The organism is Lactiplantibacillus modestisalitolerans (assembly GCF_005405425.1).
GTDB classification, from domain to species: domain Bacteria; phylum Bacillota; class Bacilli; order Lactobacillales; family Lactobacillaceae; genus Lactiplantibacillus; species Lactiplantibacillus modestisalitolerans.
The window spans coordinates 242,535-257,109 of record NZ_BJEA01000001.1; the positions used below are offsets into that span (position 1 = coordinate 242,535).

Here is a 14,575-nt window from a genome sequence, read left to right on the forward strand (position 1 = left end):
ACTATATTATAGACGTGTTTCGTAAACCGATACCATGCTCCCAAAAAATTCGCTGATGGCTGGTGTTGATCTGCAAAAAAACACCAGTTGGACTTGCACTCCATTTAGCAAACGTTCCACAGCACCAGCTTTACCAATTGGACGCTAAAGTTAGCCGCAAAGCCTCATGTTAAGGCAAGACTAGCCAGCACCAATTAGTACAGAACCCAATTAATACCGAAAAAAGGACGTCCCCCCATGGAGACGTCCTTTTGCACGTGCTTGTGCAGTTTAAGTTTAATTTTAGTACCAGCCGTTGCTCATCCAGAAGTTCTTAGCAGCCGTCCATGAACCATAACGACTTGACACGTAGTTTTCAGCAACGCGTTCCTGGTTAGCAGCGGAGTGGTCCCCGTTCAAGTAAGAAGCACTTAATTGGTACTTCCCAACGTATTGACCATTGCGGGCCGTGTATGAACCACCGGATTCCTTGTTGGCAATCCAAGCCTTAGCGGCACTGTCAGAAGTTCCTGACGTTACCGTTGGGGCAGCAGCTTGGCTAGCAGGTGCTTGTGATTGAACTGGTGCTTGAGATTGCGCTTGGCTTGCTGGTGCTTGGCTAGCAGCTTGCGATTGAACTGGTGCTTGTGATTGTGCTTGGCTTGCTGGTGCTTGCGACTGAACCGCAGCACTTTGAACAGCTTGACTTGCTGGCGCTTGCGATTGTGCTTGGCTAGCAGGTGCTTGTGATTGAGCCTGACTTGCTGGTGCTTGACTAGCAGGCGCTTGTGATTGAACCGGCGCTTGAGCAGCGGTACCGTTAATTTCTAACTGTTGGCCAACAAAAATTAAGTTAACGTTTTTTAATGAGTTAGCTGATTCGATGGCAGAAATCGTCGTGTTATGAGTTTCAGCAAGGGCACTTACCGTGTCGCCCGCCTGAACCGTGACGGTGTCGGCGTTTGCAGCCGTAGTGCCTAAAACAAACAGACTAGCTGCAGCGGCAGTTGATAATAATAAACTCTTGATCTTCATAAAAAATTCTTCACTCCTGTGATTTTTTGAATAGTTAGTAATAAGCAGCACCGCAATCCAACCGGTTGCAGTACTTAACAACAAAAGCTAGTATACAGGCTGAATGTGACAGCACAATAGCACCGAGATTACGATTTGCCCCCTATTTTGTAATAAAAGCGGCTTTTCGTAATATTTTGTAACATAAATCCGGGACTTATATCGTTTATATGGATGAACATAACGCCCATTAACTGATTATTTCGGTAATGTAAGCGGTTTGCCGTACGTAGATTGCTTTATCTTACTAATCAAAGCAAGTATAATAATGAAAGTGTCTTTAGTCGTTGCTTTTGTAATTTCTTTCGAACTAATTAGGTAAGAAACCGTTACAATTGCCCGGTTTGCTTTACTTCTATTAATGAATCGGGTAAATTAACAGCGAGTACTGAGACCCAGCTGAACTTATAATATAAAGATTGAGAGATGAACAGACATGTGCGGTTTTGTTGGTTGCTTAACTGATCGGTCAAAAGCGGAAAACGCGACCTACGATCAGACCATCCACGACATGACAAAGATGATCGTCCATCGTGGTCCTGACGATGAAGGTTACTTTGCCGATGACAACATTACCATGGGCTTCCGTCGACTAAGCATTATCGACTTAGCTGGTGGTCATCAACCCCTGTCATACGATAACGAACGTTATTGGATGACTTTTAATGGAGAAATTTATAACTACGTTGAATTGCGTGAACAATTGAAGCAAGAAGGCTACGAATTTAAAACCAGCTCCGACTCCGAAGTAATCCTTGGCATGTACGCCAAGTATAAGGAAAACGCAACGAAGTATTTACGCGGCATGTTTGCCTTCGTTATTTGGGATAAGCAGGAAAAGACCCTCTTCGCCGCTCGCGATCAATTTGGGATCAAACCGTTCTACTATGCCATTGCAGATAATGACTTCTACTATGCTTCTGAAAGCAAAGCAATTTACAAGATCTTAAAGGACAAAACGTTCGACAAAAACGCCCTGCAAGATTACATGACGTTCCAATTCGTTCCCGAACCCGAAACGCTAACTAAGGAAATCAAAATGTTAGCGCCAGGTTGTTCACTGACTAAAAAATTAGGCAGCGCTCCCCGGATTACGCGCTACTATCACCGCGAATTCCATCCCGTGGAACGCCCTGAAGAAGAATACGCCCAAAAAATCAAGGATGCGTTGATTGATTCGGTTAAGATTCACATGCGTTCCGACGTTCCCGTCGGTTCCTTCCTATCTGGTGGGATCGATTCCTCAATTGTGGTTGCGATTGCGCGTAACTTTAACCCGAACCTTCAAACGATTTCGGTCGGTTTTGAACGTGAAGGTTACAGTGAACTCGACGTGGCCCAAGAAACCGCCGAAAAGTTGGGTGTGGAAAACTTCAGTATGACGATTACGCCGGAAGCCTTCATGAAGGCCTTTCCGCACTTCGTTTGGAGTATGGACGATCCGTTGGCTGACCCGGCGGCCGTGCCGCAGTACTTCTTGGCTAAGGAAGCCATTAAGCACGTTAAAGTGGCGTTAACCGGTGAAGGCGCCGACGAATTGTTCGGTGGTTACACGATTTACCACGAACCCGAATCATTGAAACCGTTCCGCTACACGAAGCCCATCAACGGCGCCCTTAAACGAATCGCGCTGATGATGCCCGAAGGAATGCGTGGGCGGTCCTTCTTAATGCGCGGGACCACGCCGCTTGAAAACCGCTACGTTGGGAACGCCTTTATCTTTGGTGAAGACGAAAAACGGCAGTTCATTAAGGACTACAATCAGAACCACCCGTTCCAGTCGATTACGCAGCCGTTCTACGATGAATCGGTCGATTACGATCCCATCAGCCGGATGCAGTTCATCGACATGCACACTTGGTTAAACGGGGACTTGCTTCACAATGCCGACCGGACCACGATGGCCCACAGCCTCGAACTCCGGACCCCGTTTGTTGACCGCGAAGTCTATAACTTAGCGGCACAAATTCCGGCGCACCTCCGGATTAGTCACGGTACCACCAAGTACATTCTGCGCAAAGCGGTCGAAGACATCGTGCCAGCGCACGTTCTGCACCGCAAGAAGCTCGGTTTCCCAGTTCCAATTCGTTTCTGGTTAAAGGACGAAATGTACGATTGGGCTAAACAGATCATCAACGATTCGCAAACTGACGAATACTTCAACAAGGACTACTTCTTGAAGTTACTTGATGACCATAAGGCCGGCGTTCGGGACAATTCCCGCAAGCTTTGGACCGTCCTGACCTTCATGATGTGGCACCGGATCTACGTTGAAGCCGACCACTTGATGGATAGCCCGGAAGCCAACCAGCACGCAGAAAAAGTTGAGGAATAAATCGCATGGAAATAATCGTCCAAAAATTTGGCGGCACGTCCGTGAAGGACACCGCCGCCCGTAAGCAGGCCCTGCAACACGTTCAGTACGCGGTCGATCAGGGCGATAAAGTCATCGTCGTCGTTTCGGCGATTGGCCGTAAGGGCGCGCCCTACGCGACCGACTCGTTACTCGGCTTAGTCGGCGCGGACCGTTCGCGGCTGACGAACCGGGAACTCGACATGCTCGTCTCCGTGGGTGAAACCATTTCAACCGCAGTCTTTACGGAATTGGCGCGTGAACAAGGGTTGAACGTCACGGCAATGACCGGCCACGATGCCGGAATCGTCACCGATGACGACTATCAAAACGCTAAAATTTTGCGCGTTGATCCGAAGCCGATCCAAACCGCGTTCGAAGATGCGGACGTCGTAGTTGTCACCGGTTTTCAGGGCGCGACCACGTCCGGCCACATCACGACGATTGGCCGCGGTGGTTCGGACACGTCCGCCGCAATTTTAGGGGCTGCGTTGAAGGCCAAGCGGGTCGATATCTTTACCGATGTAAACGGGATGATGACCGCGGACCCGCGGCTGGTTACCCATGCACACTTTATCAAAACGATTAGTTACGAAGAACTTGCTAACATGGCCCACGAAGGGGCTAAGGTGATTCATCCCCGGGCGGTCGAAATTGCCGAACAGGCCCACGTGCCCATGCGGATTCGGTCGACCTATCAGGCACCCGACGAACTCGGAACGCTGGTCACTGACCGGTCAACGACCCACATTGAGCATTACCGGACCGTTACTGGGATCGCGCACCAAACGGATTTGACGCAATTTACGGTTCCCACCACTAAGCTCAGTTCCAGTGAGATCTTCCAGTTAATGGCGGAGCACGGTTTAAGTGTTGATTTTATCAACATCACCCAAAATCAGGTCGTTTTCAACTTGGTCGATGGTGACGCAACCGTTGCTAAGGGGCTTTTAACCGCAGCCGGCGTGAACTGCCAAGCTATCAGCCACTGCGCGAAGGTTTCAGTTGTCGGGGCCGGGATTACCGGGACCCCCGGTGTGACTGCCCGAATTGTTACCGCTTTAAGTAAACAACACATTGATATTTTACAGTCAACCGATAGTTACACCACCATCTGGGTGCTCGTTAAGGAAGCCGACCTCAAGCCGGCCATGAACGCCCTTCATGATGAATTTCTGGGTGTCACCCCCACTGCTAACTAGGCTGGTTGCTGGTAACGCCTAACGGAGCGGCCCTCACAATGAAGGCCGCTCCGTTTTTATATCGCTTCACCAATCGTCACGCTGTGCTTCCAGCAGCGAGCCGGTTTGCCCACTCAACTAACGACCCGCAGATTGGCTAGTGTCGCACCTCGACAACTCGCCGGTTTGCATGTATCCTAGAAACAGTTCATCACGGATTTTATATCAGAAAAGAGCGTATATTAATGAAAGCAAGTCAATTAATCAATAGTCTTCAATTTAAGCGGGTCGCCCCCGCCCTGACCACTGATTTTGAAGTAACGTTATTAACGCAGGACACCCGCGAAATCAAGCCCGGCGCGATGTTTGTGTGCGTTGACGGCTACCACGTTGACGGTCACACGTTGGTTGATCAGGCCGTTGCCGCTGGTGCCAAAATCATTGTGGCCCAGAAACCAATCGACGTGCCAGTTCCCGTCATTTATGTGCAAAATACGGAACGCGCCATGGCGATTTTAGCCGACGTCTTTTACGGGGCCCCTAGTCAGCACATGCGGATGATCGGTGTGACCGGGACGAACGGCAAGACCACCGTTACCCACCTGATCGAACAGATCTACCGCGACCAACACCAGGCTACCGGGCTAATTGGGACCATGTACCGTAAAATCAAGGATGAAAAACTACCAACCGCTAACACGACCCCGGACGCCATTACCACGCAGCGGACGCTCGCTGAAATGCGGACGGCCGGCGTGGAAACCGTCGCCATGGAAGTTTCCTCAATCGCTTTGGTCCTAGGACGCGTCTGGGGAATTGACTACGACATCGCGGTCTTTACCAACCTAACGCAGGACCACCTCGATTTCCACAAAACGATGGCGAAGTACGCCGAAGCCAAGGCGATGCTGTTCGCCCAACTGGGTAACAAGTACGACGCCAACGGGACCCGCAAAGTGGCCGTCTTAAATACTGACGATCCGGTTGGTCGCGAATTTGAACAGTACACTGCCGCGCACGTCTTAACGTTTGGCTTGAAACCGGATGCGATGATCAACGCCCAAAACGTCCAAATTAAGAGCCACGGCACCGAATTTGACCTATCCGTCTTCGGCCACGTGACCCACGTGACCATGAAGTTAATCGGCCAGTTTAACGTGTACAACATGTTGGCGGCCTTCGCGGCGGCGTACGCCAGTGGCATTCCGGAAGATCAAATTATCGCCTCACTCGAAAAAGTGCCCGGCGTTAAGGGCCGCTTCCAAGCGGTTCCATCCCACACCGGGGTTAGCGTCATCGTGGACTATTCCCACACACCGGACGGCTTGTTGAACGCGCTTGAAACCATTCAAGACTTTGCTAAAAAAGACGTTTACTGCGTTGTCGGTTGCGGTGGCGACCGTGATAAGACCAAACGGCCGAAGATGGCAAAAATTGCCGTTGAACACAGCTCAAAGCCAATCTTCACCTCCGACAATCCACGGACTGAAGACCCTACAACCATTTTGCAAGACATGGTTGCCGGCGTCCCCGATGCTAACGTACCGGTGTACGAAGACCGCCACGTAGCTATCGCTAAGGCCATTGAAGCTGCCCAACCGGGCGACGTAGTATTAATCGCCGGTAAGGGGCACGAAGATTATCAAATCATTGGTCGCACGAAACACCACTTCGATGATAGCGAAGAAGCTGCTAAGGCGCTCGCTTTAAAGCCAACGGTTAACTAAAGTTTTTTCTGTAATTGCCGCCAGCGACTTTTTTAGTAGCTCAACATCATCTCTCATCGAACCACTTTTATAGCGCCAACCACCATAAAAGCCACGCAACAAGTTACAAATCGTTGCGTGGCTTTTCAATTACTTCAAACTATTAGCGCTTAGCTTTTTGCTGGCTTTAAATATCCGGTCTCATTCCACGTCTTGATCTCAAAGTGGCGATTATCAAGCGTCTCGACCACCGTCAAGCTGTCATTATCCACAATCCCGTAACCCACGGTCGGCAACTCCTGACCATTGATCACGAGCGGCTTCCGAATATCCGCAATCGACACGCCCAGCAGCGCCTTAATACTCATCGTCGTCACCAAGCCGTGCGAGACGATCAACAACGGTCGGGTACTATCGACCCCCACTTCGGCGACCGCCGCGTGCACCGCCTGCGTGATTCGCGCTACAAACTGGGGATAGCTTTCCCCGCCACCAGCTAATTCGGGCCGGTACTGATCCGGGTGGTGGACCACAATCTCTAATTGGGCTTGCGGTTGCACGTCCTTTTCCAACTGGCCGTCCCAGTCACCAAAGTCCATCTCACGTAAATTCGGCGCCAGCTTAATCTGCGGGTGCCAGCGATTGGCAGCCGTGATGTAAGCCGCCGTATCCAACGCCCGCTTTTGCGGGCTACTATAAACGCGGGCAAAATGAACGTCGGCCAGGTAAGCGCCGGCCTGCTGCGCACCGCGAATCCCGCTCGTCAGCAGCGGCGAATCAACGCGCCCACCCTGAAACCGTTGTTCTAAGTTATACTGCGTCTGTCCGTGTCGCACAAAGTAAATTTGCATGCTTACTCCCCCAATTCAACTTATTCTGGTAAATAATCCGTTTGGTTCCAAACTTTCAATTTAAAGTGCTGGTTATCGGTCGTTTCAATGACCGTCAAGCTGTTATTACCAACAATTCCGTGCCCCACCGTTGGTAACTCCTGACCATCAACGATCATTGGTGACCGCAGTTTTTCCAGCGGGACACCTAACAAGGTCTTAACCGCCATCGTCGTCACTAACCCGTGCGAAACGAGTAATAGTGGTTGCGGATTAGCAACACCGTTACGCGCAACCAACCGTTTCACGGTCGTCGTCACCCGCTTCACAAAGTCGGGATAGTTTTCCCCACCACCCGCTAACTGCGGATCATACTCCGCTGGGTGCCAGAACAAGTTATCCACAACGGCACGCGGCTCTAAGCCAGCTTCCGGCCGTCCATCCCACGCACCAAAGTCAAATTCAGCCAGGCCGGCTTCGGTCTGAACCGTTGGCTGCCAATGATTTTCAGCGGCCACGTATTTGGCCGTATCAAGGGCCCGTCCCTGCGGACTACTATAAACGTTGGCAAAGTGGGTCATTTTGAGGTAGCATCCCGCGGCTTTAGCACCCGCGATTCCATCTTCTAAAAGTGGCGAATCGGCACTACCGCCCTGCAGGCGGTGCTCCAAATTAAACTGGGTGCGTCCATGCCGAATAAAATAAAGTTGCATTAATAATCCGTTCCTTTCTCATTGAATGATTATCCTAATTGTACCCGTTTTACTAGTTTTATGAATGACTGCCATCAGCGGCGGGCTAAATATCTCAATCGTTTCGTTCAACCAATCCTAACTCACAATTCTTGGCCTATTTTTATTACCCGCCATCGCGGTTCACGCTAACACGTTCGGGTAGCGCTATCCTAAACACGCTAGCGCCGCTTTTTGTAACCGCTAACTTATGAACAGTATACCGAAAGGATGCTTTTTAAGCCAGCGCATTTCCGACCTGAACAAGTAAAGCTTATGGCTTTTTCGCACTATAACAAAGCACAATACTAGGGTCATCGAAGGATGATTCTAATATTGCACTTTATTTGGCAACCACTCCCCGGATTAATATTCCTAAGCATTCGAAGATAGTTTACCTATTTTATTCAAAATACCGTTTTTCTTAAGGTCCAATCAATCGTACCCAAGCATTTACGAGCTAGGCACTCAAACCAATACAAACCCGAATATGCAGACACAGTGAATAACACTTCCTACCAGACACAAAATATGGAAAACCGCATGCATCCACTTTTTTCTGGTACCTAAGCCATAAAATAACAGCCCAATTGCGTAAAACACGCCGCCAATCAATAAAAGACTAATTCCCGTAGACCCGATAAAATGCACCAGGTCACTGGAACGGATAGCTAGCATGCTTCCCATAATAACGTACATAACAGTTGTCACCGCTTTATACTTTTTCATATTAATGCAAAGCAGTGCAACACCACCGACCGCTAACACCCAAATCAAAAAATAGAAAATCCATTCAAGTGGATCCGCCGTTTTGGCAATCAATCTCAAAATAAGCGGGGTCCCAGTCCCGGCAATCAGAATAAAAATCGAACAATGATCCATGATTCTAAATCTTTTTTTCCACTTCACAAAAAGCATCGGAATGCCATGATAAGTTGCAGAAATAGCATATAAAAGAATCAGCGATATTCCAAAAATCAAGCCACTGACCTTACCAAATTCTGAATATGGCAACGTTAAAGTTGCAACTATCGCACCAATCCCGATTAAAACACCAAGTGCATGCGAAATGGTATTAAGTTTTTCTTCAGCAGTCGTATACAGCGGTAAGCCATATTTATTTTCTTTGGCCCGGCCAATGTACTTATCAGTATATGGCAACACGTACTTATTTAAAAAATCATCCATAATTTCCCCCTCCTCAAGCACTAGTGATAACTGACAATAACGCCACCTTGTTCAGCATAGTAGCTACACAGTCCCCGAGTTGGTAAAACAAGAATTTCAGTATTTTGCCAATGCTTTAAAATACTTTGTTTCAGTAACTGTACGAATTTTGAATTCTCACAGTGACTAATGCAAACTTTACCACCATTGAATCCATCCGTTTTCATTAGTTGGATTAACCGAATTATCGCTCTTTTAGCGCCTCGGGTCTTATCCTTTATTTTAATTTCACCATCACGATTCCTATAACCAATTCCTAATACTTTAAACGTGTGAGCAAGGAGTACCTTAATTTTACCGAGTCTACCGTTTTCAATCAGATGGTTAAAAGACTTTAACATGAATAAAGTGTGGGCTTCTCGAATAAACTGCTCGGTCTTAGCGACAATGTCATCAAAGGAAAGTCTGCGTTGAATCCAAATCTCCATTTGCTCAACGCCAAGCGCCAGCTCAGGTCCAGCAGATTTTGAGTCAATAATTGCAATCTTCTTATCTGGTTCTTCTTCTAGCATCATCCGTTTAGCAACCATGGCACTATTCATGCTCCCTGAAAGATGTGATGAAATCGTCATCGCAATGATATTCCCAGGTTTCCTGAACTGAGTTAACCAGTCCTCCGGTGTCGGGCATGAAGTTTTACCCCAAGTACCTGCATTGATTAATTTTAATAGCGCTGACTGATTTAACTGATCATCATCCCGAAAAACTCGCTTACCAATTTGCAATGTAAACGGGACACTAGCAAATTGAATATCAGCACTTTGATGCTTTGTCTCGAATAAATCGCAACTTGAGTCAGTTATGATTGTCCATTTCATTTTTGTTCCTCCCAATTACAATTAGCAAGCTTTCTAATCATTCACCGTCGTAACGATGGCTCACTAAGATTACTGGAACTACTATAACCAACGCATATTTATGAATTTAAGGCATTTTGTTAATAAGATGTTAAATTTAAAAAAGGTTCAGTAATCTGGTCACGATTACTAAACCCTTAATTACAAATACCTTCTCAATTTTCACTAGCCGTCACTGTTAGCATCACCGTAAACGTTGCCCCCATTCCCGGTATACTAGTAACTGAAATTTTTCCACCTACCAAATCCATAATCTTCTTCACCAATGCTAATCCCAAACCGTTACCTTTTGAAGCGTGTGAGGTATCGCCCTGATAAAACTTTTCAAATACGCGCCGACAAGTTGTGCGGTCCATTCCTTCGCCAGAATTATAAACACTAATCGACGCCGTCTGATTAGTAACTTTAGAGGTGATTTTGATGTTTCCACCATAATTAGCATATTTAATGGCATTTGAAATTAGATTGTTCCAAACAATTTCCATTAGTGCAGCATCACTATTAATACTCATCTCATCAACGTCAATATCAAAATTAATGTTCTTTGCTTGCCATTCACCCAAAAATGCTAGTGAACATTTACGAAGCTGTTCACTTAATTGATACTTTTGCTTTCGTAATGGTATTTGCTGGTTTTCTAATTTACTAAGCCTTAAAATATCCGTCACGATTTTATTCAGACGCTCGGTCGCCCCGATAATGGTATCTAGATAATTTTCTCTTTCGTTTTCAGGACAAACATTGTCTTTTAAAGCTTTGGTATAGCTCCTAATCACAGATAAAGGCGTTTTAATTTCATGAGAAGCGTTGGAAATAAAATCACTTTTGAGCATCTCATTACTATTTAGATCACTCACCATCATATTAAAATCGTTGACCAGGACATCAATTTCGTTTAACTTCTTCTTCCGTTCATTAACTGGTATTTGTACACCGAGGTCACCAGATGCAACCTTTCGTGCCGAACTAGCAATCTTACGAAGCCGATTACCCGTTGTGTAGCGCCATAGCAACCAAATAATCCCGGTCAAAACTAAACAAACAAAAACTAAGTAAATCATTAATGCAATAACCATTAAGCCAATTTGGTTCTCAAAAGCATCAACAATAATCGCTTGCACAGCAATCAAGACTGCCATAACACCAAGAATGATTAGAATAAGCGGCCACGAAATCATGGGGGCAGTGACGCGCTTATCATTAGAATGTCTAAATAAACGTCGTATTCGTTTTAAATTCATTGAATGACCGCCTTATACCCAAACCCATGAACTGTTATAATTTTAAAGCTGTTTACACTGGCAAATACCTTACGTAATTTTGTAATGTAGACATCGGCAGTTCTCAAGCTGTTATCAGTCGTCAATCCAGTAAAGTCCCCCATCAACTCGCTACGCGTAAAAACTTTTTTGGGGTGAGATAATAGCTTAAAGAGAACCATAAATTCTCTCGGAGCAATTGGCACAGCTTGCCCTTCCTGATAAACAGCCATTTCATCACGGACGAGGACTAAGCTACCAATAGTTAACCGATTTTTACGCTCAATCCGGTTTCTTCTTAGTAGCGCACCAACTCTAAGAACCATTTCGTCCATATCAATTGGCTTAACCATATAATCATCAATTCCTTCGAGGAATCCCCGTTGTTTTGACGTAAAATCTGATAATGCCGTTATAAAAAGGATCGGAATCTTACTATTTTTCTCGCGAACATCCCTTGCAAAATCAAAGCCATTGATTTGCGGCATCATAATATCCGAAATTATTAAGTCATAATTATTAGTATCAAAGTTATCAAAGGCCTCTACCGGATTTTGATAGCCCTGAACATGGTACCCATTTCGGTGTAAGTAGGTGCACATAATACGATTAAACTCTGCATCATCTTCAACCAGTAAAATATTTTCCATAAGTTCCTCCAACCTCACTCCGCATCGAACCACCTGAGGACACTTTTCGTATTCAATCTATTCAACAACAGAACACCGGAATATTAAATTTAAGTATCCGAATTGGTATTCAGACTACGCTTTCAATATTCACCATAATGGTTGGTACTAACACTGTCAACACTGCACACTAAAATTGTAAGCCAAATAAAAAAGGCGCTGATCACTCAGGATCATCGTCTTCTTAATGCTAATTTAAAGGGCCTTAACCATGTGGGCGTACGGATGCACCCCGATCGTTAAGCGGCCGGCCTGATGGAAGCCTTCCCGTTCATAGAGTTTCGCCGCCCGCGGATTACCATCATCAACGTTCAAACTTAAACGCTGTGCACCAAGACCACTAACTAACTTGGGGAGCGCTTCTAGCAACTGGCTACCGATCCCGTGGCCCTGCATCTGCGGATCAACCGCCAGCATGCTTAAATACCACTCGCCCGGTTGCGCTTCCCCGCCCAGTTCCAACGGTTCATCGAACCCGGGGTGCTTTTCCGTCTCACTGCGAAGAACGTTATTAACCGCCACTTCGTTTTTGGCCGGGTGACCGAACGCCACGCCCACCACCTTGTCGTGGACCGTCGCCACGAACGTTTGCGCGAGCCCGTTTAAGTTCGTGGGCAAGCGGTACAGCTTCGTTAACATATCGTGTAAATCGTGGTCGCTGACATTTTTCAGGACGGGCATTTCCATATCATCATAAATAATAGCCACCAACGAGGCAATTTCAGCGCTGTCTTGCGGTTGCGCCTTTCGAATCTTCATGCGTGAGCACTCCTTCTGCTTGTTTTCTTAACCTTACCAGGTCTAGCCCGGAGCGTCAATCTTTCAGCTTAGCTTGGTGGCGGTGCTGCAAGGTCATCACCCAGGTCGTGATTGGCACCGTTAAAATGACGCCGATTAATGAAAAGAGCACCATCGTGACCTCCGCGACGAAAATCTTATTGTTCAAAACGCTCCCGAGTGAATAGTGTAACCCGGCAAACCAGATGAATAAGGCCAAAAAGCCGCCGAAAAAACCGAAGAATAACGTGTTGAAGGTCGTCCCGATAATTTGCTTACCGATGCTAATGCCATCAACGTACAACCGCTTAGCGCTGACTTGCGGCTGTTGCGCAATGATTTCGCTGAGTCCGGCGGCAATCGCAATGCTGGCTTCGGCAATCGCCCCGAGGGTGCTCAAAATCGCTTCGGTTACCGCGACCCCTACGAAGGACACGCCAATGGCTAGCGACATACCTTCAAGGTCCTCGCTATCTTCCAAGCTGAAGCCCTGGGCCATGATCCAATTTTCAACCGGAAAAATGATTAAAATCAAGATGACCATTACGATCAAAGCCGCGATGTAGGCCGTCTTGGCCGCCAGCGCGTCGTCTTCACCGAAGAAAATCGTAAAGGCCAGGATGATCGTCCCAATGACGAGTGAAACACCGACGGCCGGGAAGCCCCACGAGATCAGAATGACCGCTAAGAAAAGTAAGCCAAAGTTAAATATCAGACTGAGGAACGCGGTTGCACCCGTTTTCCCACCAATGATCGTCATTAGAATTAGTAAAATTAGTCCTAAAACCGTAATCGTACTCATACGGACCGCACCTCCCTTGGCATCAGGCGGCTCGCAAGCCAACTCGCGACCGGAATCGCCAGCACGATGCCAATTCCTGAAATCAAACTTTGGACCATCCCGAGCGACATGTTCATCGTAAAGGTATAGCCCCAATTATTGCCGTTCCGTAAATATAACAGGGTCATGGCAAAGGTGTCGGCCATAAAAATCAGGAATAAGACGTTGATTAACGGTCCCATAATCGAATGGCCGATTTGCAAGCCGGACTTAAAGACCTGTTGCGGGGCAATGTCCGGTCGTTCGGTCTTCAACTGAAATAGTGACGCCACGATGTCGGTTGACTCGTCCATCACCGCCCCCAGGGAACCGAGCACCGTTTCCACTAAGAACAACGGCCGCGGCACCTGGGTCACGTACTGCATCGATTCGTAGGTCACCCCGCGCTCGTGGGTCAGCGCAAAGACCGTTAGACTGATGATGACGGCCAGGCCGGTCCCAACCAGCGTCGCGCCAAAGGTCACCAGCATCTGGCGGTTAAACCCTAATACCAGTCCAAGGGTCAACGCCGCAAAGACCACGGCTAAAACGCCAAACAGGCTGTAAACGTGGCCCCCATTCGTGGCGAGGTCGATTTGAATCGCCGCGTAGAACAACACGCCATTCAGGGCAACGCTTAGTAATGCTAGCAGACCGTGGAAGCGCATGATCAGTAACAACAACGTCAAGGCTAACCACACCACGGCCGCTAAGGCGGTATCGCGCTTTAAGCCGGTAATCGTGGCGGCGCTATGTTGCCCACTGGGCAGGTGCAGAAAGACCTGATCACCGACCCGATAAGCTTGATCCATTGCGCCCGAAGCGTCAAAGGTATGCTTAACTCGTACCGTGTTAGCCGACTGCTGATTTAGGAGACGCACCGTGACCCGCTGCGTCACGCTAACGTCCGTATTGTTAAATTCATCGGTCGTTTTGGTTCGATTGAGGGTCGCCACGTGGGTCACCTGCCCAACTGGTTGGTGGTATAGGCCCGCGTCCTTACGGGTCAAAACGACCCCCATCAGGCCCACCACCGCAACCAGGATGATTGCTAGCAAGCCCCACCGTTTTCCAAATTGCTTCATCGGTTCA

The 14,575-nt window shown here is 47.6% G+C and carries 13 protein-coding genes; 3 read left to right on the plus strand and 10 right to left on the minus strand.

All coding sequences use genetic code 11. From position 1 onward, the window contains the following. Positions 1-282: 282 nt before the first annotated feature. The gene (apf, locus tag FFM79_RS01170) at positions 283-1,014 is read right to left on the minus strand and encodes an aggregation-promoting factor (protein WP_137641634.1); all 732 of its coding nucleotides are present in this window, start codon (positions 1,012-1,014) and stop codon (positions 283-285) included. Between the two features lie 475 nt (positions 1,015-1,489). Between apf and asnB the strand changes: the two genes are divergently transcribed. The 3 genes from asnB (at position 1,490) to FFM79_RS01185 (ending at position 6,314) form a co-directional block, all read left to right on the plus strand. Next, the gene (asnB, locus tag FFM79_RS01175) at positions 1,490-3,388 is read left to right on the plus strand and encodes an asparagine synthase (glutamine-hydrolyzing) (protein WP_137641635.1); all 1,899 of its coding nucleotides are present in this window, start codon (positions 1,490-1,492) and stop codon (positions 3,386-3,388) included. Between the two features lie 5 nt (positions 3,389-3,393). Continuing rightward, positions 3,394-4,608, plus strand: a complete 1,215-nt coding sequence (gene dapG / locus FFM79_RS01180; RefSeq protein WP_137641636.1) for an aspartate kinase — start codon at positions 3,394-3,396, stop codon at positions 4,606-4,608. A gap of 224 nt (positions 4,609-4,832) precedes the next feature. Beyond that, entirely contained in the window at positions 4,833-6,314 is a 1,482-nt protein-coding gene (locus FFM79_RS01185; RefSeq protein WP_137641637.1) for a UDP-N-acetylmuramoyl-L-alanyl-D-glutamate--2,6-diaminopimelate ligase, read from the plus strand. Between the two features lie 149 nt (positions 6,315-6,463). On the opposite strand, the gene FFM79_RS01190 is transcribed toward FFM79_RS01185, so the two are convergent. The 9 genes from FFM79_RS01190 to FFM79_RS01230 form a co-directional block, all read right to left on the minus strand. Then, positions 6,464-7,144, minus strand: coding sequence for a histidine phosphatase family protein (locus FFM79_RS01190; RefSeq protein ID WP_137641638.1), 681 nt, complete (start codon positions 7,142-7,144; stop codon positions 6,464-6,466). Between the two features lie 20 nt (positions 7,145-7,164). Next, entirely contained in the window at positions 7,165-7,836 is a 672-nt protein-coding gene (locus FFM79_RS01195; protein ID WP_137641639.1) for a histidine phosphatase family protein, read from the minus strand. Between the two features lie 486 nt (positions 7,837-8,322). Continuing rightward, positions 8,323-9,042, minus strand: coding sequence for a PAQR family membrane homeostasis protein TrhA (gene trhA / locus FFM79_RS01200; RefSeq protein ID WP_137641640.1), 720 nt, complete (start codon positions 9,040-9,042; stop codon positions 8,323-8,325). A 20-nt stretch (positions 9,043-9,062) separates the two neighbouring features. Then, entirely contained in the window at positions 9,063-9,899 is an 837-nt protein-coding gene (locus FFM79_RS01205; RefSeq protein WP_137641641.1) for a DegV family protein, read from the minus strand. Positions 9,900-10,093: 194 nt separating this feature from the next. Further along, positions 10,094-11,179 (minus strand): HAMP domain-containing sensor histidine kinase, encoded by a 1,086-nt coding sequence (locus FFM79_RS01210; RefSeq protein ID WP_137641642.1) that lies wholly within the window; start codon positions 11,177-11,179, stop codon positions 10,094-10,096. Next, on the minus strand, positions 11,176-11,847 hold the full coding sequence (locus tag FFM79_RS01215) for a response regulator transcription factor (RefSeq protein ID WP_137641643.1): 672 nt from the start codon (positions 11,845-11,847) through the stop codon (positions 11,176-11,178). Before FFM79_RS01215 ends, FFM79_RS01210 begins: the two co-directional genes overlap by 4 nt. 234 nt (positions 11,848-12,081) lie before the next feature. After that, on the minus strand, positions 12,082-12,645 hold the full coding sequence (locus tag FFM79_RS01220) for a GNAT family N-acetyltransferase (RefSeq protein ID WP_137641644.1): 564 nt from the start codon (positions 12,643-12,645) through the stop codon (positions 12,082-12,084). 55 nt (positions 12,646-12,700) lie between these two features. Beyond that, positions 12,701-13,465, minus strand: coding sequence for a YibE/F family protein (locus FFM79_RS01225; RefSeq protein ID WP_137641645.1), 765 nt, complete (start codon positions 13,463-13,465; stop codon positions 12,701-12,703). Continuing rightward, positions 13,462-14,568 (minus strand): YibE/F family protein, encoded by a 1,107-nt coding sequence (locus FFM79_RS01230; protein WP_137641646.1) that lies wholly within the window; start codon positions 14,566-14,568, stop codon positions 13,462-13,464. The genes FFM79_RS01225 and FFM79_RS01230 overlap by 4 nt, the downstream gene beginning before the upstream one ends. Positions 14,569-14,575: the final 7 nt, after the last annotated feature.

Coding starts and splice junctions, on each gene's coding strand:
- FFM79_RS01210 (WP_137641642.1), bottom strand. CDS start 11,179: ATGAATTTAAAACGAATACGACGTTTATTTAGACATTCTAATGATAAG.
- FFM79_RS01230 (WP_137641646.1), bottom strand. CDS start 14,568: ATGAAGCAATTTGGAAAACGGTGGGGCTTGCTAGCAATCATCCTGGTT.
- trhA (WP_137641640.1), bottom strand. CDS start 9,042: ATGGATGATTTTTTAAATAAGTACGTGTTGCCATATACTGATAAGTAC.
- FFM79_RS01215 (WP_137641643.1), bottom strand. CDS start 11,847: ATGGAAAATATTTTACTGGTTGAAGATGATGCAGAGTTTAATCGTATT.
- FFM79_RS01195 (WP_137641639.1), bottom strand. CDS start 7,836: ATGCAACTTTATTTTATTCGGCATGGACGCACCCAGTTTAATTTGGAG.
- dapG (WP_137641636.1), top strand. CDS start 3,394: ATGGAAATAATCGTCCAAAAATTTGGCGGCACGTCCGTGAAGGACACC.
- FFM79_RS01190 (WP_137641638.1), bottom strand. CDS start 7,144: ATGCAAATTTACTTTGTGCGACACGGACAGACGCAGTATAACTTAGAA.
- asnB (WP_137641635.1), top strand. CDS start 1,490: ATGTGCGGTTTTGTTGGTTGCTTAACTGATCGGTCAAAAGCGGAAAAC.
- FFM79_RS01225 (WP_137641645.1), bottom strand. CDS start 13,465: ATGAGTACGATTACGGTTTTAGGACTAATTTTACTAATTCTAATGACG.
- FFM79_RS01185 (WP_137641637.1), top strand. CDS start 4,833: ATGAAAGCAAGTCAATTAATCAATAGTCTTCAATTTAAGCGGGTCGCC.
- FFM79_RS01220 (WP_137641644.1), bottom strand. CDS start 12,645: ATGAAGATTCGAAAGGCGCAACCGCAAGACAGCGCTGAAATTGCCTCG.
- FFM79_RS01205 (WP_137641641.1), bottom strand. CDS start 9,899: ATGAAATGGACAATCATAACTGACTCAAGTTGCGATTTATTCGAGACA.
- apf (WP_137641634.1), bottom strand. CDS start 1,014: ATGAAGATCAAGAGTTTATTATTATCAACTGCCGCTGCAGCTAGTCTG.